Origin of the sequence: Enterobacter sp. ECC-249 (assembly GCF_043965265.1) — a bacterium.
Classification (GTDB): Bacteria; Pseudomonadota; Gammaproteobacteria; order Enterobacterales; family Enterobacteriaceae; genus Enterobacter; species Enterobacter quasiroggenkampii.
In genome coordinates this window covers 1,232,758-1,255,572 of the sequence record NZ_CP143660.1, presented here as the reverse complement: position 1 = coordinate 1,255,572, position 22,815 = coordinate 1,232,758, and the positions used below count along the sequence as shown (strand labels likewise).

Annotated in this window: 18 protein-coding genes; 12 read left to right on the top strand and 6 right to left on the bottom strand. The window is 57.3% G+C overall.

Features of this window, described 5'->3' with window-relative positions; all coding sequences use genetic code 11:
* Positions 1-45 precede the first annotated feature (45 nt).
* Entirely contained in the window at positions 46-891 is an 846-nt protein-coding gene (araC, locus tag V1587_RS06045; protein ID WP_023310373.1) for an arabinose operon transcriptional regulator AraC, read from the bottom strand.
* Between the two features lie 337 nt (positions 892-1,228).
* On the opposite strand from araC, the gene araB reads away from it, so the two are divergent.
* The 6 genes from araB (at position 1,229) to rluA (ending at position 11,510) form a co-directional block, all read left to right on the top strand.
* The gene (gene araB / locus V1587_RS06040; RefSeq protein ID WP_371899515.1) at positions 1,229-2,938 is read left to right on the top strand and encodes a ribulokinase; all 1,710 of its coding nucleotides are present in this window, start codon (positions 1,229-1,231) and stop codon (positions 2,936-2,938) included.
* A 10-nt stretch (positions 2,939-2,948) separates the two neighbouring features.
* Complete coding sequence (gene araA, locus V1587_RS06035; protein WP_395314587.1) at positions 2,949-4,451, top strand: L-arabinose isomerase; 1,503 nt, start codon at positions 2,949-2,951, stop codon at positions 4,449-4,451.
* A gap of 89 nt (positions 4,452-4,540) precedes the next feature.
* On the top strand, positions 4,541-5,236 hold the full coding sequence (gene araD / locus V1587_RS06030) for an L-ribulose-5-phosphate 4-epimerase (RefSeq protein ID WP_371899514.1): 696 nt from the start codon (positions 4,541-4,543) through the stop codon (positions 5,234-5,236).
* Positions 5,237-5,445: 209 nt separating this feature from the next.
* Complete coding sequence (polB, locus tag V1587_RS06025; RefSeq protein WP_371899513.1) at positions 5,446-7,803, top strand: DNA polymerase II; 2,358 nt, start codon at positions 5,446-5,448, stop codon at positions 7,801-7,803.
* Positions 7,804-7,931: 128 nt separating this feature from the next.
* Complete coding sequence (gene rapA / locus V1587_RS06020) at positions 7,932-10,838, top strand: RNA polymerase-associated protein RapA (RefSeq protein WP_371899512.1); 2,907 nt, start codon at positions 7,932-7,934, stop codon at positions 10,836-10,838.
* 12 nt (positions 10,839-10,850) lie between these two features.
* Positions 10,851-11,510: a bifunctional tRNA pseudouridine(32) synthase/23S rRNA pseudouridine(746) synthase RluA gene (gene rluA / locus V1587_RS06015; protein WP_008502014.1), complete on the top strand. Its 660-nt coding sequence runs from the start codon at positions 10,851-10,853 to the stop codon at positions 11,508-11,510.
* Positions 11,511-11,539: 29 nt separating this feature from the next.
* Here the strand turns inward: rluA and djlA are convergent, their stop codons facing one another.
* Positions 11,540-12,355, bottom strand: a complete 816-nt coding sequence (gene djlA / locus V1587_RS06010) for a co-chaperone DjlA (RefSeq protein WP_008502016.1) — start codon at positions 12,353-12,355, stop codon at positions 11,540-11,542.
* 239 nt (positions 12,356-12,594) lie between these two features.
* Here djlA and lptD point away from each other — a divergent pair, with 239 nt between their 5' ends.
* The 6 genes from lptD to apaH are packed head-to-tail and all read left to right on the top strand — an operon-like array spanning position 12,595 to position 19,324.
* A complete protein-coding gene (gene lptD, locus V1587_RS06005; protein WP_371899510.1) occupies positions 12,595-14,946 on the top strand; it encodes an LPS assembly protein LptD in 2,352 nt (783 codons plus the stop codon).
* 53 nt (positions 14,947-14,999) lie between these two features.
* The gene (gene surA, locus V1587_RS06000) at positions 15,000-16,286 is read left to right on the top strand and encodes a peptidylprolyl isomerase SurA (protein ID WP_063143323.1); all 1,287 of its coding nucleotides are present in this window, start codon (positions 15,000-15,002) and stop codon (positions 16,284-16,286) included.
* On the top strand, positions 16,283-17,272 hold the full coding sequence (pdxA, locus tag V1587_RS05995) for a 4-hydroxythreonine-4-phosphate dehydrogenase PdxA (protein WP_371899517.1): 990 nt from the start codon (positions 16,283-16,285) through the stop codon (positions 17,270-17,272). The genes surA and pdxA overlap by 4 nt, the downstream gene beginning before the upstream one ends.
* Complete coding sequence (gene rsmA / locus V1587_RS05990) at positions 17,269-18,090, top strand: 16S rRNA (adenine(1518)-N(6)/adenine(1519)-N(6))-dimethyltransferase RsmA (RefSeq protein WP_023310362.1); 822 nt, start codon at positions 17,269-17,271, stop codon at positions 18,088-18,090. The genes pdxA and rsmA overlap by 4 nt, the downstream gene beginning before the upstream one ends.
* Before the next feature lie 3 nt (positions 18,091-18,093).
* Positions 18,094-18,471 (top strand): Co2+/Mg2+ efflux protein ApaG, encoded by a 378-nt coding sequence (gene apaG / locus V1587_RS05985; RefSeq protein ID WP_032644031.1) that lies wholly within the window; start codon positions 18,094-18,096, stop codon positions 18,469-18,471.
* Between the two features lie 4 nt (positions 18,472-18,475).
* A complete protein-coding gene (gene apaH / locus V1587_RS05980; RefSeq protein WP_371899509.1) occupies positions 18,476-19,324 on the top strand; it encodes a bis(5'-nucleosyl)-tetraphosphatase (symmetrical) ApaH in 849 nt (282 codons plus the stop codon).
* A gap of 86 nt (positions 19,325-19,410) precedes the next feature.
* Here apaH and folA read toward each other — a convergent pair whose 3' ends face one another.
* The 4 genes from folA to V1587_RS05960 form a co-directional block, all read right to left on the bottom strand.
* The gene (gene folA / locus V1587_RS05975; protein WP_008502023.1) at positions 19,411-19,890 is read right to left on the bottom strand and encodes a type 3 dihydrofolate reductase; all 480 of its coding nucleotides are present in this window, start codon (positions 19,888-19,890) and stop codon (positions 19,411-19,413) included.
* Between the two features lie 114 nt (positions 19,891-20,004).
* Positions 20,005-21,870, bottom strand: coding sequence for a glutathione-regulated potassium-efflux system protein KefC (kefC, locus tag V1587_RS05970; RefSeq protein ID WP_371899508.1), 1,866 nt, complete (start codon positions 21,868-21,870; stop codon positions 20,005-20,007).
* Positions 21,863-22,393 (bottom strand): glutathione-regulated potassium-efflux system oxidoreductase KefF, encoded by a 531-nt coding sequence (gene kefF / locus V1587_RS05965; protein ID WP_032649856.1) that lies wholly within the window; start codon positions 22,391-22,393, stop codon positions 21,863-21,865. Before kefF ends, kefC begins: the two co-directional genes overlap by 8 nt.
* Before the next feature lie 103 nt (positions 22,394-22,496).
* Positions 22,497-22,730 (bottom strand): YgdI/YgdR family lipoprotein, encoded by a 234-nt coding sequence (locus V1587_RS05960; RefSeq protein ID WP_023310357.1) that lies wholly within the window; start codon positions 22,728-22,730, stop codon positions 22,497-22,499.
* Positions 22,731-22,815 lie beyond the last annotated feature (85 nt).

Sequence of the window (22,815 nt, the reverse complement as noted above, 5' to 3'; positions counted from 1 at the left end):
AGGTTGCTTCCCGCATTCACCTGTTTGTTTATCTTTTTTTACCGTTTATTCACATCCCGCGCGGAATTCACTCGGGCTGGCACCGGTACATTTTTTAAATACGCGGGAGAAATAGAGCTGATCCTCAAAGCCCACGTTGCGCCCCACGGTGGCGATCGGCATCCTGGTGGTGCTGAGCAGCAGCTTCGCCTGGCTGATCCGCTGATCCTCGCGCCAGCTTAATACGCTGACGCCCAGCTGCTGGCGGAACAGATGCGACAGCCGCGACGGCGACAGGCAGACGTGCTGGGCAACGCTGGCGATATCAAACTGGCTATCGGCCAGGTGGTCGCTGATGTACTGGCAGGCGTCGCGCACGCGGTTATCCAGCGGCGGGTTAAGCGACTCGTTAATCGCCTCCATCCGTCGCAGCAGCAGCTGTTCAAGCAGGTTAATCGCCAGCAGTTCAGCGTAGCGACCTCCGGCCTGTCCCGCCTCAATAATCTGCGCAAAAAGCTCGCGAAACTGCGCCAGATGAACCTCATCCGGGCGATAAAAACCGGTGTGCGCAAAAATCGCCGGCCAGGAAAGCCACTCCTGCCAGTAGGCGCGTGGACGGAAATAGACCCACTGGTGATACCACTCTTTGGCATCCGGATGACGGCCATAGTGGTGGATCTCCCCAGGCGGGAAGAGCAGGATATCTCCCGGGCGGCAGACGAACTGCTGGTCGCCGTTCTTTATGATCCCTTCCCCTCGCACGGTCAGGTTGAGGATATATCCTTTCATCCCGAGCGGTCGGTCGACGTAAAAGTCGAGATATCCCTCAGCCTCGATAGGGGTCAGTCCCGCCACAAGGTGCGCGTTAAACGAGTATCCCGGCAGCAGGGGATCGTTTTGCGTTTCGGCCATAGATTCAGTTCTCCCAAGGGTCCTGAAGGAAACCAATTGTCCATATCACTATAAGCAGGTTAAAAATGGCCCGCGAAAAGATCCAAAAAGCATCACGCCGCTTTTACGTCCGCCATGTTTCAGCCTTTCCCCCTGATTTCTCCGCCAGAACAGGCAGATAAGCAGTAACAAAAGTGTCTATAAGTGCGGCAGAAATGTCCACATTGAATATTTGCACGGCGTCACACTTTCCGTTGTAACAGCAATTTAGTCCATAAGATTAGCGGATCCTGCCTGACGGCTTTTGTCCCCAGTCTCTAATGTTCTTCCATACCTGTTTTTTCGATGGAGCAACACCATGGCAATTGCGATTGGCCTCGATTTTGGCAGCGATTCGGTTCGCGCGCTGGCAGTGGACTGTACGTCCGGCCAGGAGATAGCAACCAGCGTTGAGTGGTATCCGCGCTGGCAAGAGGGGCGCTACTGTGATGCGCCGAACAACCAGTTTCGTCACCACCCGCGTGACTATATCGAGTCGATGGAAGCGGCGATCAAAACCGTCCTGGCCGAACTGACCGACGCCCAGCGGGCGGATATTGTTGGGATTGGCGTCGACAGCACTGGCTCCACGCCTGCCCCTGTGGATTTCGAAGGCCGCGTGCTGGCGCTGCGCCCGGAGTTCGCCGACAACCCGAACGCCATGTTCGTGCTGTGGAAAGACCACACCGCAGTGGAAGAGGCCGAAGCCATCACCCGCCTGTGCCATCAGCCCGGCAAGACAGACTACTCGCGCTACATCGGCGGGATTTATTCCAGCGAATGGTTCTGGGCCAAGATCCTCCACGTCACCCGTGCCGACGCCTCCGTCGCACAGGCAGCGGCGTCATGGGTTGAGCTGTGCGACTGGGTGCCTGCCCTGCTCTCCGGCACCACCCGCCCGCAGGATATCCGCCGCGGCCGCTGCAGCGCAGGGCATAAATCCCTGTGGCATGAAAGCTGGGGCGGCCTGCCTCCGGCCGCGTTCTTCGATGAGCTTGACCCGATTATCAACAAAAGCCTGACATACCCGCTGTTTACCGACACCTTCACCGCCGATGTTCCCGTCGGTACCCTCTGTGAAGAGTGGGCAACGCGCCTCGGTCTGCCGCAGAACGTGGCCATCTCCGGCGGCGCGTTTGACTGCCATATGGGCGCCGTAGGCGCGGGCGCACAGCCAAACACGCTGGTCAAAGTCATCGGGACCTCCACCTGCGACATCCTGACGGCGGATAAAGCCACCGTCGGCGACCGCGCGGTGAAAGGCATCTGCGGCCAGGTTGACGGCAGCGTGGTACCGGACTTCATCGGTCTGGAGGCAGGTCAGTCCGCGTTTGGCGATATCTACGCCTGGTTTGGTCGCGTGCTCGGCTGGCCGCTGGACCAGCTGGCGGCGGCGCATCCTGAACTGAAAACCCAGATAGCTGACAGCAAAAAGCAGCTTCTGCCGCAGCTCACCGAAGCCTGGGCCAAAAATCCGTCTCTCGATCACCTCCCGGTGGTGCTGGACTGGTTTAACGGTCGCCGCACGCCGTTTGCCAACCAGCGCCTGAAAGGGGTGATCGCGGATCTCAACCTGGCGACCGACGCTCCTGCGCTGTTCGGCGGCCTGATTGCCGCAACGGCCTTCGGTGCCCGCGCCATTATGGAGTGCTTCACCGACCAGGGCATCGACGTGAATAACGTGATGGCGCTGGGCGGCATCGCCCGTAAAAACCCGGTGATCATGCAGGCCTGCTGCGACGTGCTGAACCGTCCGCTGCAGATTGTGGCCTCCGATCAGTGCTGCGCGCTGGGCGCGGCGATTTTCGCCGCCGTCGCCGCGGGCGTTCACGCCGACATTCCGACCGCGCAGCAGCATATGGCGAGCGCCGTCGAAAACACGCTCCAGCCGCGCGTCCAGCAGGCACAACGCTTTGAACAGCTTTATCAGCGCTACCAGCAGTGGGCAAAAAGCGCCGAACTTCACTATCTCCCTGTCGCCGCCCCGGCCAAAAGTACCGCGGACACTACGGCAACCCTGACCCATTAAGGACACGATGATGACCATTTTTAATAACTATGAAGTGTGGTTTGTGATTGGCAGCCAGCATCTGTACGGACCGGAAGCGCTGCAGCAGGTAACGAAACACGCGGAGCACGTCGTTAACGCGCTGAACGCGGAAGCCAAACTGCCGTGCAAGCTGGTGCTGAAACCGCTGGGCACCACGCCGGACGAAATTACCCATATCTGCCGCGACGCGAACTACGACGATAAATGCGCCGGTCTGGTGGTGTGGCTGCACACCTTCTCACCGGCAAAAATGTGGATCAACGGCCTGTCTATCCTCAACAAACCGCTGCTGCAGTTCCATACCCAGTTCAACGCCTCCCTGCCGTGGGACAGCATCGACATGGACTTTATGAACCTGAACCAGACCGCACACGGCGGCCGCGAGTTCGGCTTCATCGGCGCGCGTATGCGTCAGCAGCACGCGGTGGTCACTGGCCACTGGCAGGATGGCAAGGCGCAACAGCGTATCGGCTCCTGGATGCGCCAGGCGGTTTCGAAGCAGGATACCCGCCAACTGAAAGTGGTGCGTTTCGGCGACAACATGCGTGAAGTGGCGGTCACCGACGGCGACAAAGTGGCCGCGCAGATCAAGTTCGGCTTCTCCGTGAATACCTGGGCCGTGGGCGACCTGGTGCAGGTGGTGAATGAAATCAGCGATGGCGACGTAAGCGCGCTGGTGGACGAGTACGAAAGCAGCTACCGCCTGACGCCTGCGGCACAGATCAACGGCGACAAGCGTCAGAACGTGCTGGATGCGGCGCGCATCGAACTGGGCATGAAGCGCTTCCTGCAACAGGGCGGTTTCCACGCCTTTACCACCACTTTTGAAGACCTCCACGGTCTGAAACAGCTGCCGGGCCTGGCGGTACAACGTCTGATGCAGCAGGGCTACGGCTTTGCCGGCGAAGGCGACTGGAAAACTGCCGCTCTGCTTCGCATCATGAAGGTGATGTCGACCGGTCTGCAGGGCGGCACCTCCTTTATGGAGGACTACACCTATCACTTCGAGAACGGCAATGACCTGGTGCTCGGCTCGCACATGCTGGAAGTGTGTCCTTCCATCGCGGTAGAGGAAAAACCGATCCTCGACGTGCAGTACCTCGGCATCGGCGGCAAAGCCGATCCGGCGCGTCTGATCTTCAACACCCGCACTGGCCCGGCCATCAACGCCAGCCTGATCGATCTGGGCGATCGTTTCCGCCTGCTGGTGAACTGCGTCGATGCGGTTGAAACGCCACATTCTCTGCCGAAACTGCCGGTCGCCAACGCCCTGTGGAAAGCACAGCCGGACCTGCCGACCGCGTCAGAAGCCTGGATCCTGGCCGGTGGCGCGCACCATACCGTCTTCAGCCACGCGCTGGATCTGAACGACATGCGTCAGTTCGCCGAGCTGCACGATATCGAACTGACCGTCATTGATAACGATACCCGCCTGCCCGCCTTCAAGGACGCGCTGCGCTGGAACGAAGTCTATTACGGTTCAAAACGCTAAAGCACGGAATGCCCGGTGGCGCCGCGTTTACCGGGCCTACGATCCTGTAGGCCGGGTAAGCGAAGCGCCATCCGGCACTGGAGACAACAATGTTAGATGAGCTCAAACGGCAGGTACTTGAAGCCAACCTGGCGCTGCCGAAACATAATCTGGTCACCCTGACCTGGGGCAACGTGAGCGCCGTTGACCGCGATAAAGGCGTGTTCGTGATCAAGCCTTCCGGCGTCGATTACGCGGTGATGACCGCGGACGATATGGTCGTTGTCAGCATCGAAACGGGTGAAGTGGTGGAAGGGAACAAAAAGCCGTCGTCCGATACGCCGACTCACCGCCTGCTCTACCGATCATTCCCGACCATCGGCGGCATTGTGCATACCCATTCGCGCCATGCGACCATCTGGGCGCAGGCGGGCCAGTCCATCCCGGCGACCGGCACCACCCACGCGGACTACTTTTACGGCACCATTCCCTGCACGCGTTTGATGACCGATGCGGAAATCAACGGCGAGTATGAGTGGGAAACCGGCAACGTGATTGTCGAAACCTTCGAAAAACAGGGGATCGACGCGGCGCAAATGCCCGGCGTGCTGGTGCACTCTCACGGCCCGTTTGCCTGGGGGAAAAACGCGGAGGACGCGGTGCATAACGCCATCGTGCTCGAAGAGATCGCCTATATGGGGATCTTTTGTCGCCAGCTGGCACCGCAGCTGCCGGATATGCAGCAAACCCTGCTGGATAAGCATTACCTGCGCAAGCACGGTGCGAAGGCCTACTATGGGCAGTAAACCCCCTCACCCTGACCCTCTCCCCCGAGGGGAGAGGGGACTGGCCGGTGCGGTAATCAACGTTAGCGCAGGACTGGGTTTTCTCCCTCTCCCCTCCGGGGAGAGGGCGGGGTGAGGGGCCACCGTTAAAATATTACTGTATAAAACCCCAGCAAACCCACCTCAACCAGGCTATAATCAGGCCTGGTTTTGTTTTCTGGGATAACGGCGTGGCGCAGGCGCAAGAAGGTTTTTTACTGACCCGACACTGGCGGGATACCCCTCAGGGCACCGAGGTCGCGTTCTGGCTGGCAACCGACAACGGTCCGCTGCACGTTACGCTGCCGCCGCAGGAATCCGTGGCCTTTATTCCTGAAGCCCACGTCGAAAAAGTGAAGCAGCTGCTGCGCGGCGAAAACGGCTGGCGCATAACCCCGCTTGAACTAAAAGATTTCCACCGTCAACCGGTTTACGGCCTCTACTGTCGCGCCCATCGACAGCTGATGCGCTATGAAAAACTGCTCCGCGAGGCGGGCGTGACGCTCTACGAAGCCGACATCCGCCCACCGGAGCGCTTTCTCATGGAACGGTTTATTACCGCGCCCGTCTGGGTCGACGGCACCGCGCATAGCGGCAGCCTCGTTAACGCTCGGCTAAAGCCGAACCCACATTACCGCCCTCCGCTGAAGTGGGTCTCTCTGGATATCGAAACCACCCGCCACGGCGAACTGTACTGCATTGGCCTGGAAGGCTGCGGCGATCGGGTTGTCTATATGCTCGGGCCGCCGAATGGCGATGCGTCCGCGCTGGATTTCCGGCTTGAGTACGTCAGCAGCCGCCCGCAGCTGCTTGAGAAGCTTAACCAGTGGTTTGCCGACTACGATCCCGACGTCCTGATCGGCTGGAACGTGGTGCAGTTCGACCTGCGCGTGCTGCAAAAACACGCCGAGCGCTACCGCATTCCGCTGATGCTGGGGCGCGGCAACAGCGAGCTGGAATGGCGCGAGCACGGTTTTAAGAACGGCGTTTTCTTCGCACAGGCGAACGGTCGCCTGATTATCGACGGCATCGAGGCGCTCAAGTCCGCCTTCTGGAACTTCTCATCATTCGCCCTCGAAGCGGTGGCGCAGGAGCTGCTTGGCGAAGGCAAATCCATCGACAACCCCTGGGACAGAATGGACGAGATCGACCGGCGCTTTAACGAAGACAAACCGGCGCTCGCCACCTATAACCTGAAAGACTGCGAGCTGGTCACGCAGATATTCCACAAAACCGAGATCATGCCGTTCCTGCTGGAGCGCGCGACGGTGAACGGCCTTGCGGTCGACAGGCATGGTGGATCGGTTGCCGCCTTTAGCCACCTCTATTTTCCGCGGATGCACCGGGCAGGATACGTCGCCCCTAACCTCGGGGACGTACCGCCGCAGGCCAGCCCCGGCGGCTACGTCATGGACTCCCGGCCAGGATTGTATGACTCCGTTCTGGTGCTGGACTACAAAAGCCTCTACCCGTCGATTATCCGCACCTTCCTGATCGATCCCGTCGGGCTGGTTGAGGGCATGGCCCAGCCGGATAATGAACACAGCACCGAAGGCTTCCTCGGCGCACGTTTCTCGCGGGAAAAACACTGCCTGCCTGAAATCGTGGGAAGTATCTGGCACGGCCGCGATGAGGCCAAGCGCCACGGCAACAAGCCGCTATCACAGGCGCTGAAAATTATCATGAACGCCTTCTACGGCGTGCTGGGTACCAGCGCCTGTCGCTTCTTCGACCCGCGGCTGGCGTCGTCGATCACCATGCGCGGGCACGAGATCATGCGCCAGACCAAAGCGCTGATTGAGTCCCGGGGCTATGACGTCATCTACGGCGACACCGATTCCACCTTTGTGTGGCTCAAGGGTACGCATTCAGAAGACGACGCCGCCCGCATCGGCAAAGATCTGGTCGCCTTCGTGAACGACTGGTGGCAGGAATATTTGCGGAAAGAGCGGTTAACCAGCGCGCTGGAGCTGGAATTTGAAACCCATTTCGCCCGCTTTTTAATGCCCACCATTCGCGGTACCGATCAGGGCAGCAAGAAGCGCTACGCCGGGCTGATTCAGGACGGCGACGCGCAGCGGATGGTTTTTAAAGGGCTCGAGACGGTACGTACCGACTGGACGCCGCTGGCGCAGCAGTTCCAGCAAACGCTCTATCTGCGGGTGTTTCGCAATGAGCCGTATCAGGACTACGTGCGCGAGACGATAGCCAGCCTGATGGCGGGCGAACTTGACGCGCAGCTGGTGTATCGCAAACGCCTGCGCCGCCCGCTCGCGGAGTACCAGCGCAACGTTCCTCCGCACGTGCGCGCCGCGCGCCTCGCGGACGAAGAAAACGTCCGCCGTGGCCGCGCGCCGCAGTATCAGAACCGGGGCACCATCAAATACGTCTGGACGATAAACGGTCCGGAACCGGTGGATTATCAGCACTCGCCTCTGGATTACGAACACTATCTGACGCGCCAGCTTCAGCCGGTTGCTGACGGAATTTTGCCCTTCATCGACGACGACTTTGCTACACTGGTTACAGGGCAACTTGGCCTATTTTGACGCGTGACGAAATGGCTGCCATCCAGTACCATAGCGCCCTTTCCATTCCCGGACCCATTTTTCGATGACCGTCTTTTTTGACGGTGGTCGAACTATTGCCTGCAATTAAAGATTAGAGCCGAACAACTATGCCTTTTACACTTGGTCAACGCTGGATCAGCGATACAGAAAGCGAACTTGGATTAGGAACCGTCGTTGCCGTTGATGCACGCATGGTTACCCTCCTCTTCCCTGCCACCGGTGAAAACCGCCTGTACGCTCGCAATGACTCCCCTGTAACCCGCGTGATGTTTAATCCGGGTGACACCGTGACCAGCCATGACGGCTGGCAGCTCAAGATTGAAGACGTAAAAGAAGAGAATGGACTGCTCGCCTATATCGGGACTCGCCTGGACACCGACGAGACCAATGTCATCCTGCGCGAAGTGCTGCTCGACAGCAAGCTGGTGTTCAGCAAGCCGCAGGACCGCCTGTTTGCCGGGCAAATCGACCGTATGGATCGCTTTTCGCTGCGCTATCGCGCGCGTAAGTTCCAGAGTGAACAGTACCGCATGCCGTGGAGCGGCCTGCGCGGCCAGCGCACCAGCCTGATCCCCCACCAGCTGAACATCGCCCATGACGTGGGCCGTCGCCACGCGCCGCGCGTGCTGCTGGCAGATGAAGTAGGCCTGGGTAAAACCATTGAAGCGGGTATGATCCTGCATCAACAGCTGCTTTCCGGCGCAGCCGAGCGCGTGCTGATTGTGGTCCCGGAAACCCTGCAGCACCAGTGGCTGGTTGAGATGCTGCGCCGCTTCAACCTGCGTTTCTCTCTGTTCGACGACGAACGCTACGCCGAAGCGCAGCACGATGCGGACAACCCGTTTGAAACCGAACAGCTAGTGATTTGCTCTCTGGACTTCGTGCGCCGCAGCAAGCAGCGCCTTGAGCATCTGTGCGATGCCGAATGGGACCTGATGGTGGTCGACGAAGCGCACCACCTGGTCTGGAGCGAAGATGCGCCGAGCCGCGAATATATGGCTATCGAGCAGCTTGCCGAGCGCGTGCCTGGCGTCCTGCTGCTGACCGCAACGCCGGAACAGCTGGGTCTCGAAAGCCACTTCGCCCGTCTGCGCCTGCTCGACCCAAACCGTTTCCACGATTTTGAGCAGTTTGTGGAAGAACAGAATAACTACCGTCCGGTGGCGGATGCCGTCGCTCTGCTGCTGGCGGGCAAGCGTCTTTCTAATGACGAACTCAACACCCTGAGCGATCTGATTGGCGAGCAGGATATCGAGCCGCTTTTGCAGGCTGCGAACAGCGAGAACGACAACGCGGAATCCGCGCGTAAAGAGCTGATCGACATGCTGATGGATCGCCACGGCACCAGCCGCGTGCTGTTCCGTAACACCCGTAACGGCGTTAAAGGCTTCCCGAAACGCGAGCTGCACACCATTAAACTGCCGCTGCCGACGCAGTATCAGACGGCGATTAAAGTCTCCGGCATTATGGGTGCGCGCAAAACGCAGGAAGAGCGCGCCCGCGACATGCTTTATCCGGAACAAATCTACCAGGAGTTCGAAGGCGATACCGGCACCTGGTGGAACTTCGATCCGCGCGTGGAGTGGCTGATGGGCTACCTGACCGCGCACCGCTCCCAGAAAGTGCTGGTGATCTGCGCCAAGGCGGCTACCGCGCTGCAGCTGGAGCAGGTCCTGCGCGAGCGTGAAGGTATTCGCGCCGCCGTGTTCCACGAAGGCATGTCCATCGTTGAACGCGACCGCGCCGCGGCGTGGTTCGGGGAAGAGGACAGCGGCGCGCAGGTTCTGCTGTGTTCCGAAATCGGTTCTGAAGGCCGTAATTTCCAGTTTGCCAGCAACCTGGTGATGTTCGATCTGCCGTTCAACCCGGATCTGCTGGAACAGCGTATCGGTCGTCTGGATCGTATCGGTCAGGCGCATGATATTCAGATCCACGTGCCGTATCTGGAAAAAACCGCGCAGTCCGTGCTGGTACGCTGGTTCCACGAAGGTCTGGACGCGTTTGAACATACCTGCCCGACGGGCCGCACGATTTACGATCAGGTGCATGCCGATCTGATCGGCTACCTGGCCGCGCCGGAAAACACGGAAGGGTTTGATGAGCTGATCAAGTCCTGCCGCGAGAAGCACGACGCGCTGAAAGCGCAGCTGGAACAGGGCCGCGACCGCCTGCTGGAGATCCACTCCAACGGCGGTGAAAAAGCGCAGGCGCTGGCGGAGAGCATTGAAGAGCAGGATGACGACACCAGCCTTATTAGCTTCTCGATGAACCTGTTCGACATCGTCGGCATCAACCAGGATGACCGTGGCGAGAACCTGATTGTCCTGACGCCGTCCGATCACATGCTGGTTCCGGATTTCCCGGGCCTGCCGGAAGATGGCTGTACCATCACCTTTGAGCGTGATGTGGCACTGTCCCGCGAAGACGCCCAGTTTATCACCTGGGAACACCCGCTGATCCGCAACGGGCTGGACCTGATCCTCTCCGGCGATACCGGCAGCAGCACCATCTCCCTGTTGAAAAACAAGGCGCTGCCGGTGGGGACTCTGCTGGTGGAGCTGATCTACGTTGTGGAAGCGCAGGCGCCGAAACAGCTGCAGCTCACCCGCTTCCTGCCGCCAACGCCGGTCCGCCTGCTGCTGGACAAAAACGGCACGAACCTGGCGGGACAGGTTGAATTCGAGAGTTTCAACCGACAGCTGAGCGCGGTAAACCGCCATACGGGCAGCAAGCTGGTGAACGCGGTCCAGCAGGACGTGCACGCTATTCTGCAGCTGGGCGAAACCCAGATTGAAAAAGCGGCCAGAACGCTGATTGACGCCGCGCGCAGCGAAGCCGATGAGAAACTCTCCGCGGAGCTGTCCCGTCTGGAAGCGTTAAAAGCAGTCAACCCGAACATCCGTGACGACGAGCTGGCGGCAATTGAAAGCAACCGTCAGCAGGTGCTGGAAAGCCTGAATCAGGCGAGCTGGCGTCTGGATGCCCTGCGTCTTATCGTTGTGACGCATCAGTAAACGGAGCCCAAGATGGTGATGGAGCCTTACAATCCGCCGCAGGATCCCTGGCTGGTCATTCTGTATCAGGATGAACACATTATGGTGGTCAACAAGCCCAGCGGGCTGTTGTCCGTGCCGGGGCGTCTGGACGAGCACAAAGACAGCGTGATGACGCGCATTCAGCGCGATTATCCGCAGGCGGAGTCCGTCCATCGCCTTGATATGGCCACCAGCGGCGTGATTGTGGTGGCGCTGAATAAGGCGGCGGAACGCGAGCTGAAGCGCCAGTTCCGCGAGCGCGAGCCGAAAAAGCAGTATGTCGCCCGCGTCTGGGGCCACCCCGCGCAGGCGGAAGGGCTGGTGGATTTACCGCTGATCTGCGACTGGCCGAACCGGCCTAAGCAGAAAGTGTGCTATGAAACCGGAAAGGCCGCGCAGACCGAGTATGAAGTGCTGGAGTACGCGCCGGATAATACCGCGCGCGTCCTGCTTAAGCCGATTACCGGACGATCGCACCAGCTGCGCGTGCATATGCTTGCCCTGGGTCATCCAATTCTGGGTGACCGCTTCTACGCGCCGCCTGAAGCGCTGGCCTTAGCGCCACGTCTGCAGCTGCACGCGCAGACGCTCACCATCACCCATCCGGCCTTTGGTAACGCGATGACCTTTAAAGCCCCGGTGGACTTCTAAAAAAAAGCCCGACACCGTCGGGCTTTTTCTTATTTGAAACCTTTCTTCTCTTTAATGAGCTCGTACGCTTTCTGGATTTCCTGCGCCTTTTGCTTCGCCATCTCCATCATTTCCGGCGGTAAGCCTTTCGCGACCAGCTTGTCCGGATGGTGCTCGCTCATAAGCTTACGATAGGCGCGTTTGATCGTGGTCTGATCGTCAGAAGGCTTTACGCCAAGAACGTTACAGGCATCTTCCAGCGTCGGGCCACGCTGCGCCTGCTGCCAGGCACCGCCGGACGACTGCTGGTGATAGCCGCCGCCAAACTGCGCCCCGCCCTGCATCATGCGCAGGAACTGGTCGAACTGCATACGGGAAATGCCCAGCTCTTCCGCAATAACGTATAGAACATCACGTTCATTAGGGTGTAGTGAACCGTCCGCGAAGGCCGCCTGGATTTGAATTTCCAGAAACATCCGAATTAAATCAAAACGTCCGAAGCAGATGCTGCGGAACTGACGCATTTTTTCACGAAGCGGATAGTTATCGGATTTCCCGATGCGAAACGCATTTTGCGCTTCCAGACGGGAGTCGCCGTGCAGGTTCATGCGATCCATAAAGACGCTGGCAATCTGAATATCGGCTTCTGTGACGCGCCCTTTGGATTTGGTTAAGTGCCCCATCACCTCAAAAGTGGTGGAGAAAAAGAGTGACTGACGCTCGCGCTGATTGGCAAACCAGGCCATTTTGCGGCTGCGCGCCTTATCAAACATATGGCCGATAATAAGCCCAAGCACAATCCCCCAGAACCCGGCACCCATGATGATGGCGAACGCAACGCCGATTATTTTACCCCAATACTGCATATACTCCCCGGATAGTCATATTCCTGGCCGACGCAACGTCATCATCACTGTGTTCAAGTCACGGTCAATTGAAGGACATCGCCTATAATTTGCTTTATCATACTCGTCATTCGATAGCGAGCCTAACACTCTGGCACGCAAACGGGCAGGATTAACGCTGGTACTGCGCAGATGAGTAAGATAGTCTCTGAGCGTTTGTAAGCCGTAGCCACTGATGACGGAACAATAAAATACAACGTATGAAAAAACGTATCCCCACCCTCCTGGCCACAATGATTGGCTCCGCCCTGTATAGTCAACAGGGGCTGGCGGCCGATCTCGCCTCGCAGTGTATGCTTGGCGTCCCAAGTTATAATCGCCCACTGGTGAGTGGCGATACAAATAGCTTGCCGGTAACCATTACTGCCGACAGTTCGAAAGGGACTTACCCTGACAATGCCACGTTTACGGGCAATGTAGATATTAACCAGGGCAACAGCCGCCTGCAGGCCGATGAAGTGCAGCTGCACCAGAAGCAACCGGAAGGTGCGGCCGAGCCGGTGCGAACGGTGGATGCACTGGGTAATGTGCACTATGACGACAATCAGGTCATCCTGAAAGGTCCGAAAGCCTGGTCAAACCTGAATACTAAAGATACTAACGTCTGGAAAGGTGATTACCAGATGGTGGGTCGCCAGGGGCGCGGTGACGCGGACCTGATGAAACAGCGCGGTGAAAACCGCTATACGATCCTGGAAAACGGTACGTTCACGTCATGTCTGCCGGGTTCAAATACCTGGAGCGTGGTCGGGAGCGAGGTTATCCATGACCGCGAAGAACAGGTCGCAGAGATCTGGAACGCCCGCTTCAAGCTGGGTCCGGTGCCGATATTCTACAGCCCTTATTTGCAGCTTCCCGTGGGTGACAAACGTCGCTCCGGTTTCCTGATCCCGAATGCCAAATACAGCACGTCGAACTACTTTGAGTTCTATCTGCCGTATTACTGGAACATCGCGCCAAACATGGATGCGACGATCACGCCGCACTATATCCACAAGCGCGGCAACATCATGTGGGAGAACGAGTTCCGCTATCTGACCCACGCCGGTGCGGGGCTGATGGAGCTGGATTATCTGCCGTCGGATAAAGTCTTCCAGGACGAGCATCCGACCGAAGGTAATAAGCACCGCTGGATGTATTTCTGGCAGCATTCCGGGGTAATGGACCAGGTGTGGCGTTTCAACGTCAACTATACCAAGGTCAGTGATCCTAACTACTTCAACGATTTCTCGTCAAAATACGGTTCAAGTACCGACGGTTACGCCACACAGATCTTCAGCGTTGGCTATGCGGTGCAGAACTTCGATGCGACGGTAACCAACAAGCAGTTCCAGGTGTTCTCCAGCCAGACGGCGAGTACCTATGGCGCCGAGCCGCAGCTGGACGTTAACTGGTACCAGAATGACGTGGGTCCGTTCGACACCCGTATTTATGGTCAGGCAGTGCATTTTGTAAACACCAATTCCAATATGCCGGAAGCCACCCGAGTTCACCTGGAGCCCGTCATCAACTTGCCATGGTCAAATGACTGGGCAAGCCTGAACACGGAAGCCAAGCTGATGGCGACACACTATCAGCAAAAAAATATTGATGATTACAATACCAGCAACAACGCCCATCTCGAGGAAAGCGTAAACCGCACGCTTCCGCAGTTCAAAATGGACGGTAAGCTGATCTTTGAACGCAATATGGGACTTCTGGCGGATGGCTATACCCAGACGCTGGAGCCACGTATGCAGTACCTGTACGTGCCTTATCGCGACCAGAGCAACATCAATAACTATGACTCCTCTTTACTGCAATCTGACTACAGCGGCCTGTTCCGTGACCGTACCTACGGTGGCCTTGACCGTATCGCCTCAGCGAACCAGTTAACGACCGGGGTCACAACACGCGTTTATGATGATGCTGCCGTTGAACGTTTTAACGTTTCTGTTGGTCAAATCTACTATTTCACCGAGTCTCGCACGGGCGATGACAATATAAAGTGGGAGAAAGATAACAAGACAGGTTCGCTGATTTGGGCCGGTGACACCTACTGGCGTATGACCGATCGTTGGGGTCTGCGCGGTGGTGTGCAATATGACACCCGTCTCGACAATATCGCCAACAGTACGGCGGCCATTGAGTATCGCCGGGATGAAGATCGTATGGTGCAGTTGACCTATCGTTATGCCAGCCCGGAATATATTCAGGCGACGTTACCAAACTATGGTACTGCTGAGCAGTATAAAGACGGTATTTCGCAGGTGGGTGGCGCAGCGAGTTGGCCAATCGCCGACCGCTGGTCAATCGTAGGCGCTTACTACTTTGACACTAACGCCAATAAACCTGCTGACCAGATGGTGGGTCTGCAATATAACTCCTGCTGTTACGCGCTGCGTGTCGGCTACGAACGTAAGCTTAACGGCTGGAACAGTGAAAACAATCAGAGCAAATACGATAACGTGATTGGCTTTAACTTCGAGTTACGCGGCCTGAGTTCCAACTACGGTCTGGGTACGCAGAAAATGCTGCGCTCGAATATTCTGCCGTACAGTAGCGCCTTGTAATGTGCTTGATTTGCAACGTAATCCGCTTTGCGGTTAATTGAAATGGAAAAAGTATGAAGAACTGGAAAACGCTGCTGCTCGGTGTCGCTATGGTTGCGAATACCAGCTTCGCGGCCCCCCAGGTTGTTGATAAAGTCGCTGCTGTGGTTAACAACGGCGTCGTGCTTGAAAGTGACGTTGACGGTCTGATGAAATCGGTGAAGCTCAATTCGGGTGAAGCCGGTCAACAGCTTCCGGATGACGCCACGCTGCGCCACCAGATCCTGGAGCGTCTGATCATGGATCAGATCGTTCTGCAGATGGGGCAGAAAATGGGTGTGAAGGTCACTGACGAGCAGCTCGATCAGGCGATCGCTAACATCGCGAAGCAAAACAATATGTCTTTAGATCAGATGCGCAGCCGTCTGGCCTATGACGGCATCAGCTACGCCACCTACCGTAATCAGATCCGTAAAGAGATGCTGATTTCGGAAGTGCGTAACAACGAAGTGCGTCGCCGCGTCACAATCCTTCCTCAGGAAGTGGACGCGCTGGCAAAACAGGTGGGTAACCAGAACGATGCGAGCACAGAGCTGAACCTGAGCCACATTCTGATCCCGCTGCCAGAGAACCCAACGTCCGATCAGGCTGCGGAAGCAGAAAGCCAGGCGCGTTCTATTGTTGAACAGGCGCGTAACGGCGGCGACTTTGGCAAGCTGGCAATCACCTACTCCGCAGACCAACAGGCGCTGAAAGGCGGCCAGATGGGCTGGGGACGTATTCAGGAGCTGCCATCCATCTTTGCCCAGGCGCTGAGTACGGCGAAGAAAGGGGATATCGTTGGTCCTATCCGTTCAGGCGTGGGCTTCCACATTCTGAAGGTGAACGATCTGCGCGGCCAGAGCCAAAATATCTCCGTTACCGAAGTTCACGCTCGCCATATTCTTCTGAAACCGTCACCGATCATGACTGACGATCAGGCGCGTGCGAAGCTGGAACAGATCGCAGCGGACATTAAGAGCGGTAAAACCTCATTTGCGAAGGCAGCAAAAGAGTTCTCTCAGGATCCAGGCTCTGCTAACCAGGGTGGCGATCTGGGCTGGGCAGCTGCGGATATTTACGATCCTGCCTTCCGCGATGCGTTGATGAAGCTGAACAAAGGCCAGATCAGCACGCCGGTACACTCTTCATTTGGCTGGCATCTGATCGAGCTGATGGACACCCGTAACGTTGATAAAACGGATGCGGCACAGAAAGACAGAGCCTACCGTATGCTGTTTAACCGTAAGTTCTCTGAAGAAGCAGCAACCTGGATGCAGGAACAACGCGCCAGCGCTTATGTGAAAGTTCTGAGCAACTGATGAAACAGCATCGTGTTGTTATCACGCCCGGCGAACCCGCCGGGATTGGGCCTGACCTCGTTGTCCAGCTCGCCCAGCGCAGCTGGCCGGTAGAACTGGTTGTCTGCGCCGATGCAACACTGTTACAAGACCGGGCAACGCTGCTCGGTCTGCCTTTAACGCTCATCCCTTACGTTGAAGGCCAGCAGCCTGCACCGCAGCAAGCCGGTACGCTCACCCTTCTTTCTGTTCCCCTTCGTACGCCGGTCATCCCGGGACAGCTCAGCACGGAAAACGGCCACTATGTTGTTGAAACCCTTGCGCGCGCCTGCGACGGTTGCCTGAAGGGCGAATTTGCCGCCCTGATCACCGGCCCTGTCCACAAAGGCGTCATCAACGAAGCGGGTATACCGTTTACCGGGCATACGGAGTTCTTCGAAGAGCGCTCGCACAGCCCGAAAGTGGTGATGATGCTGGCGACGGAGGAAATGCGCGTTGCGCTGGTGACCACCCATCTGCCGATCAAAGCTATTCCGGATGCGATCACCCCCGATCTCCTGCGCGAGATCATCGGGATTTTGCATCACGATCTGCAGACAAAATTTGGGATCCCGCAGCCGCACGTGCTGGTTTGCGGTCTCAATCCGCACGCCGGTGAAGGCGGACACATGGGCACCGAAGAGATAGACACCATCATTCCGGTGCTCAACGAAATGCGGGCGAAGGGGATGAACCTCAGCGGGCCGCTGCCTGCAGATACCCTTTTCCAGCCCAAATACCTGGATAATGCCGACGCCGTGCTCGCGATGTACCACGATCAGGGCCTGCCCGTGCTAAAATACCAGGGCTTTGGCCGCGGGGTGAATATCACCCTCGGTTTACCCTTTATTCGAACGTCCGTTGACCACGGTACTGCGCTGGATCTGGCAGGCCAGGGAAAAGCGGATGTCGGCAGTTTTATTACGGCGCTTAATCTCGCCATCAAAATGATTGTTAATACTCAATGACTAATCGAGTCCATCAGGGCCATTTAGCCCGTAAACGTTTCGGGCAAAACTTCCTTAACGATCAGTTCGTGATCGAAAGCATTGTCTCGGCTATTAATCCGCAAAAAGGTCAGGCGATGGTCGAAATCGGCCCGGGCCTTGCCGCGCTGACCGAGCCGGTAGGCGAACGCCTAGACGAGCTGACCGTCATCGAACTGGACCGCGATCTGGCCGCACGCCTGCAAACGCACCCGTTCCTCGGGCCGAAGCTGACCATCTATCAGCAGGACGCCATGACCATGAACTTTGGCGAACTTTCGGAAAAAATGGGCCAGCCGCTGCGCGTTTTCGGCAACCTGCCGTACAACATCTCCACGCCGCTCATGTTCCACCTCTTTAGCTATACTGATGCCATTGCCGACATGCACTTCATGTTGCAAAAAGAGGTTGTTAACCGTCTGGTTGCAGGCCCGAACAGTAAAGCGTATGGTCGTTTAAGCGTGATGGCGCAATATTACTGCAACGTGATCCCGGTACTCGAAGTACCGCCGTCAGCGTTCACACCACCACCGAAAGTGGATTCAGCGGTTGTGCGCCTTGTGCCGCACAAAACGAAACCGTATCCGGTTAAAGATCTGCGAGTTCTGAGCCGCATTACCACTGAAGCCTTTAACCAGCGCCGTAAAACGATCCGTAACAGCCTGAGCAATTCGTTTACCGTTGAGGTGTTAGCCGAGCTGGGGATCGACCCGGCAATGCGTGCGGAGAACATTTCCGTAGAGCAGTACTGCAAGCTGGCTAATTACATCAGCGATAATGCGCCGCCGAAGGAGAGTTAAGCCATGATTGATTCGCCCCGCGTATGTGTCCATGTACAAAGCGTCTATGTTGAATCTCAGTCCTCACCGGACGAAGAACGTTTTGTTTTCGCTTACACCGTGACCATTCGCAACCTGGGGCGGACGCCCGTGCAGCTGCGCGGACGCTACTGGCTTATCACTAACGGCAATGGCCGCGAAATCGAAGTTCAGGGTGAAGGTGTGGTCGGTGAACAGCCCCACATCGCCCCTGGCGAAGAGTACCAGTATACCAGCGGCGCGGTGATTGAAACGCCGATGGGTACCATGCAAGGCCATTATGAAATGGTCGACGTCGATGGCAATGGCTTCCGCGTTGCCATTCCCGTGTTCCGTCTCGCCGTAACCACACTTATTCATTAATCTAATGTCTACATATCTGATTGGCGACGTTCACGGTTGCTACGATGAACTGATCGCATTATTAAAACAGGTCGACTTTACGCCAGAACAGGACACGCTCTGGCTGACGGGCGATTTAGTCGCGCGTGGCCCCGGCTCGCTTGAGGTGTTACGTTTCGTCAAATCACTGGGCGACAGCGTGCGCATGGTGCTGGGCAATCACGATCTGCATCTGCTGGCGGTTTTCGCTGGGATCAGCCGTAACAAACCTAAAGATCGCCTGAGCCCACTGCTGGATGCGCCGGACGCGGACGATCTGATTAACTGGCTGCGCCGTCAGCCCCTGCTGCAGGTCGACGAAGAGAAAAAGCTGGTTATGGCGCATGCCGGGATCACCCCGCAATGGGATCTTGAGACGGCGAAAACCTGCGCGCGTGACGTTGAGGCGGTGCTGGCGAGCGACTCGTATCCTTTCTTCCTCGATGCCATGTACGGCGATATGCCGAACCACTGGAGCGAGGATCTCAGCGGTCTGGCCCGTCTGCGCTTTATCACCAACGCCTTCACACGCATGCGTTTCTGCTTCCCGAACGGACAGCTGGATATGTATTCCAAAGAGACGCCGGAAAGCGCGCCCGCTCCGCTGAAACCGTGGTTTGCCATACCGGGACCGGTGACAAGCGAATACAGCGTGGTATTTGGTCACTGGGCTGCACTGGAAGGAAAAGGGACGCCGGAAGGGATTTACGGTCTGGATACCGGATGCTGCTGGGGCGGAGAGTTAACCTGTTTACGCTGGGAAGATAAAGCTTACTTTGTGCAGCCGTCCAACCGACAGCTGGACTTAGGAGAAGGCGAGGCCGTCGCCTCCTGACTAGTGCCCCCCTCCCCAAAAGACCGCACCGAACAGTCCCCTCTCCCCTTTGGGGAGAGGGTTAGGGTGAGGGGTAGGAAAATCACTTAACGACGTTCCAGAATCTCGAAGCAGTAGCTGTGGGAGTTCTGTGCATCCGCGTCGTGGAATTCGCTGAATACCGATTCCCACTCGTCCGGATCGTAGTCCGGGAAATGGGTATCCCCTTCCACTTCTGCATCAATGTGGGTCAGATACAGCTTCTGCGCTTTAGGCAGGAACTGCTCGTAAACGCGCCCGCCGCCAATCACCATGATCTCTTCGGCATTGCCGCATGCAGCAATCGCCTCGTCGACTGATTTTACCCATTCGACGCGATCGTCAGTACCCGGCTGGCTACTGATAACGATATTTTTACGGCCCGGCAATGGACGACCAATCGACTCCCAGGTCAGGCGGCCCATCACTACCGGCTTGTTTAACGTAGTACGTTTAAACCATGCGAGATCGGCAGGCAGGTTCCACGGCATGGCATTTTCCATACCGATAACGCGGTCCACCGCCAGCGCTGCAATCAGACTGATCATTGAAAATTTCCCGGATGCAAAAAATTGCCGCCACTATACGGAAAGCTTAATCTTTCGTCGACTGGCGGCAGAGTAAAGATAAAGAAATTTTTTAATATTGCTGGCAACTCCACTTCACGCGGAAGGTTTACTCTCCGGTTCGTCAGACGGATCGCCGGTATGCTTGCCCTCTTCCGTGCCCTGCCAGCCGTGACGCTGGATCAGCGACAGGTGATTGCGGTCCTCATTAATGATTTCCGTCAGCATGGCGCTGGTGCGTTTAAACACCGCCGCACGCTCCGTGGCCGTACTCCCGGCCATCGCCGCCATCTCTTCGACCATCTCGGTGTTAAAGCGGCGGAACAGGTCCGCACGCTCGCGCGCTTCATACGCGCCGAGCCCCAGATTTTCCAGCGCCATACGGCCAGATTTCAGCGCGCCTTCGAAGGTTTCACGTTCGGGGGCTTCAACGCCTGCCTGCCTGAGTCGGATATAATGATCCACATCGCGCGCGCGGGAAATAATGGTCAGAGCCGGGAAATGTTCTTTCGCCATTTCCACCATCTGCAGGCTGGTCTCCGGATCGTCAATCGCGTTGATCAATACTTCGGCTTTTGCCGCCCCGGCGGATTCCAGCAGATCGACGCGCGTTGCATCTCCGTAAAATACCTTCATATCAAATTTTCGCAGGGTGTCGACATGGTCGGGATCGTGATCGAGGATAACCATCTTCACCCCGCTGGACAGCAGCAGACGGCCTACGATCTGCCCGTAGCGGCCAAATCCGGCAATGATGACGCGCGGCTGCTCTTCGTCAATTTCATCGGCTTCACGCTCCTGCTCGCTACCCGATTTTTCCAGACGCGTCAGTACCACCAGCAGAACGGGCGTCGCGGCCATCGACAGTGCGACCGCCAGCGTCAGCGCCTTCGCCCACTCGGGATCGAGGACGTTTGCCATCTGCGCCGCGCCAAAGACCACGAACGCAAATTCGCTTCCCTGCCCCAGCAGAACCGCAAACCAGCTGCGCTGCTTGTTCGGCACCTTCAGCGGACGCGCAATCAGCCACAGCATCGCCATTTTAATAACCAGGAAGCCGACCAGCAGGATGACGATCCGCAGCGGGTGCGTTACCAGCGTGCCGAAGTCGACGGACATCCCGACGCCGATGAAAAACAGCCCCAGCAGCAGCCCTTTGAACGGCTCGATATCGCTTTCCAGCGCGTGACGGTATTCAGAGCTCGCCAGCAGGACGCCTGCGAGAAACGCCCCCATCGCCATCGACAGCCCGGCCTCTTCCAGCAGCAGACCAAAGCCAAACACCAGGAACAGCGCCACGGCGCTGAACACTTCGCGCAGGCCCGAGCGGGCAACGAACCGCAACAGCGGGCGGGTGACGTAGCGACCAAGCAGCACCACCAGCGCCAGCGCGCCCGCCACCTTCAGCGCCGACAGCGCGAAAGCGCCCAGCGTGGTAGAGGAACCGCTGGCCGCCAGCAGCGGGATCATCGCCACCAGCGGGATAGCGGCAATATCCTGGAACAGCAGCACCGAGAACGCGCTGCGTCCCATCTGGGATACCGTCAGATTTCGTTCGTTCATCGCCTGCATGGCAATGGCCGTTGAGGAGAGCGCCAGCGTCATGCCGATAAGCTCTGCCACTTTCCAGTCCATGCCCAGCAGGATGCAGAACCCACCCAGCAGCAGTCCGCAGGCCACCATCTGCAGCGCCCCGCCGCCAAATACCGAGGCACGAAGCTTCCACAACCGCTGCGGGTCGAGCTCCAGGCCAATCACAAACAGCATCAGCACTACGCCGATTTCAGCAAAATGGAGAATCGCCTCGGCATCCGTGACCAGTCGAAAGCCCCACGGTCCAATGACGCAGCCCGCAATCAGGTAGCCGAGCACGGAGCCCAGCCCCAGGCGTACCGCCACGGGCACAATCAGCGCCGCCGCGCCGAGGTAAATCAGCGCCTGTATCAGCGTATGGCTATCCATGGTGCGCCTCCTGCCACTCAAGTAAGCGTTGTTTATAATGGCGAGCCTGCGCCTGCAGCGTTTCATCATCACAGACAAAGGTGCAGTGCATCGCAAAAGGCGGGAGCCAGTTCAGACCGCAGTAGAGCGCGGTCGCCTGCAGCGGCTGTGCCAGAACCTCAAAACCGGGGAAGGAACCAATATCAAAGTGGCTTTCCCCTCCGCCCGTGGTGACCGCCCACATCAGGCTTTTCCCTTTTAGCGCATTGCCGTTGTGGCCGTATGCCCAGCCATGGGAGAAGACTTTATCAATCCACAATTTCAGGAGCGGGGGCGTGCTGTACCACTGCATGGGATGCTGCCAGATAATCAGATCGGCACGGGAAAGCGCCTCCTGTTCGGCGGCGATATCGATATTAAAGTCGGGATAGAGTTGATAGAGGGAACGTATCTCTACGTTATCAAGCGTCCTTACCTGCTCAAGCATCCGCTTATTCGCATGCGAGTGCTGCGGATAAGGATGGGCATAAATTATCAGAATCATTGATTAGCCTGTTGTTACTGCTTTCTTTTAACAAAAGAGTGTAGTCAGTAATTCAACAGGCTAATAGTGAATATTATTGACGGGCTTACGTCAGAATTCTGAATTAGTTATCCAGCTCGCCCATGGATTTCACCTGGTCACGGTTGATCTGTTCGGTTTGACCGGTTTCGGCGTTTTTGTACGACACCAGGCCGGTATCGTCATCCACCTGCGGTTTGCCGTCGGTGACGATGGTTTTGCCATCGGTGGTTTTTACGGCCTGATTAGACGAACAGCCCGCAACGGTAAACATTGTCGTGGCAGCCAGAACGGAAGCGATCAGTAATTTATTTTGCATGGTGTTTTCCCCTGCTCTCAGTTGAATTTCGTTATCGACCTAACCATTTTAGGCTAACTGACTGAAAGCGGATGAAAAACCAGAA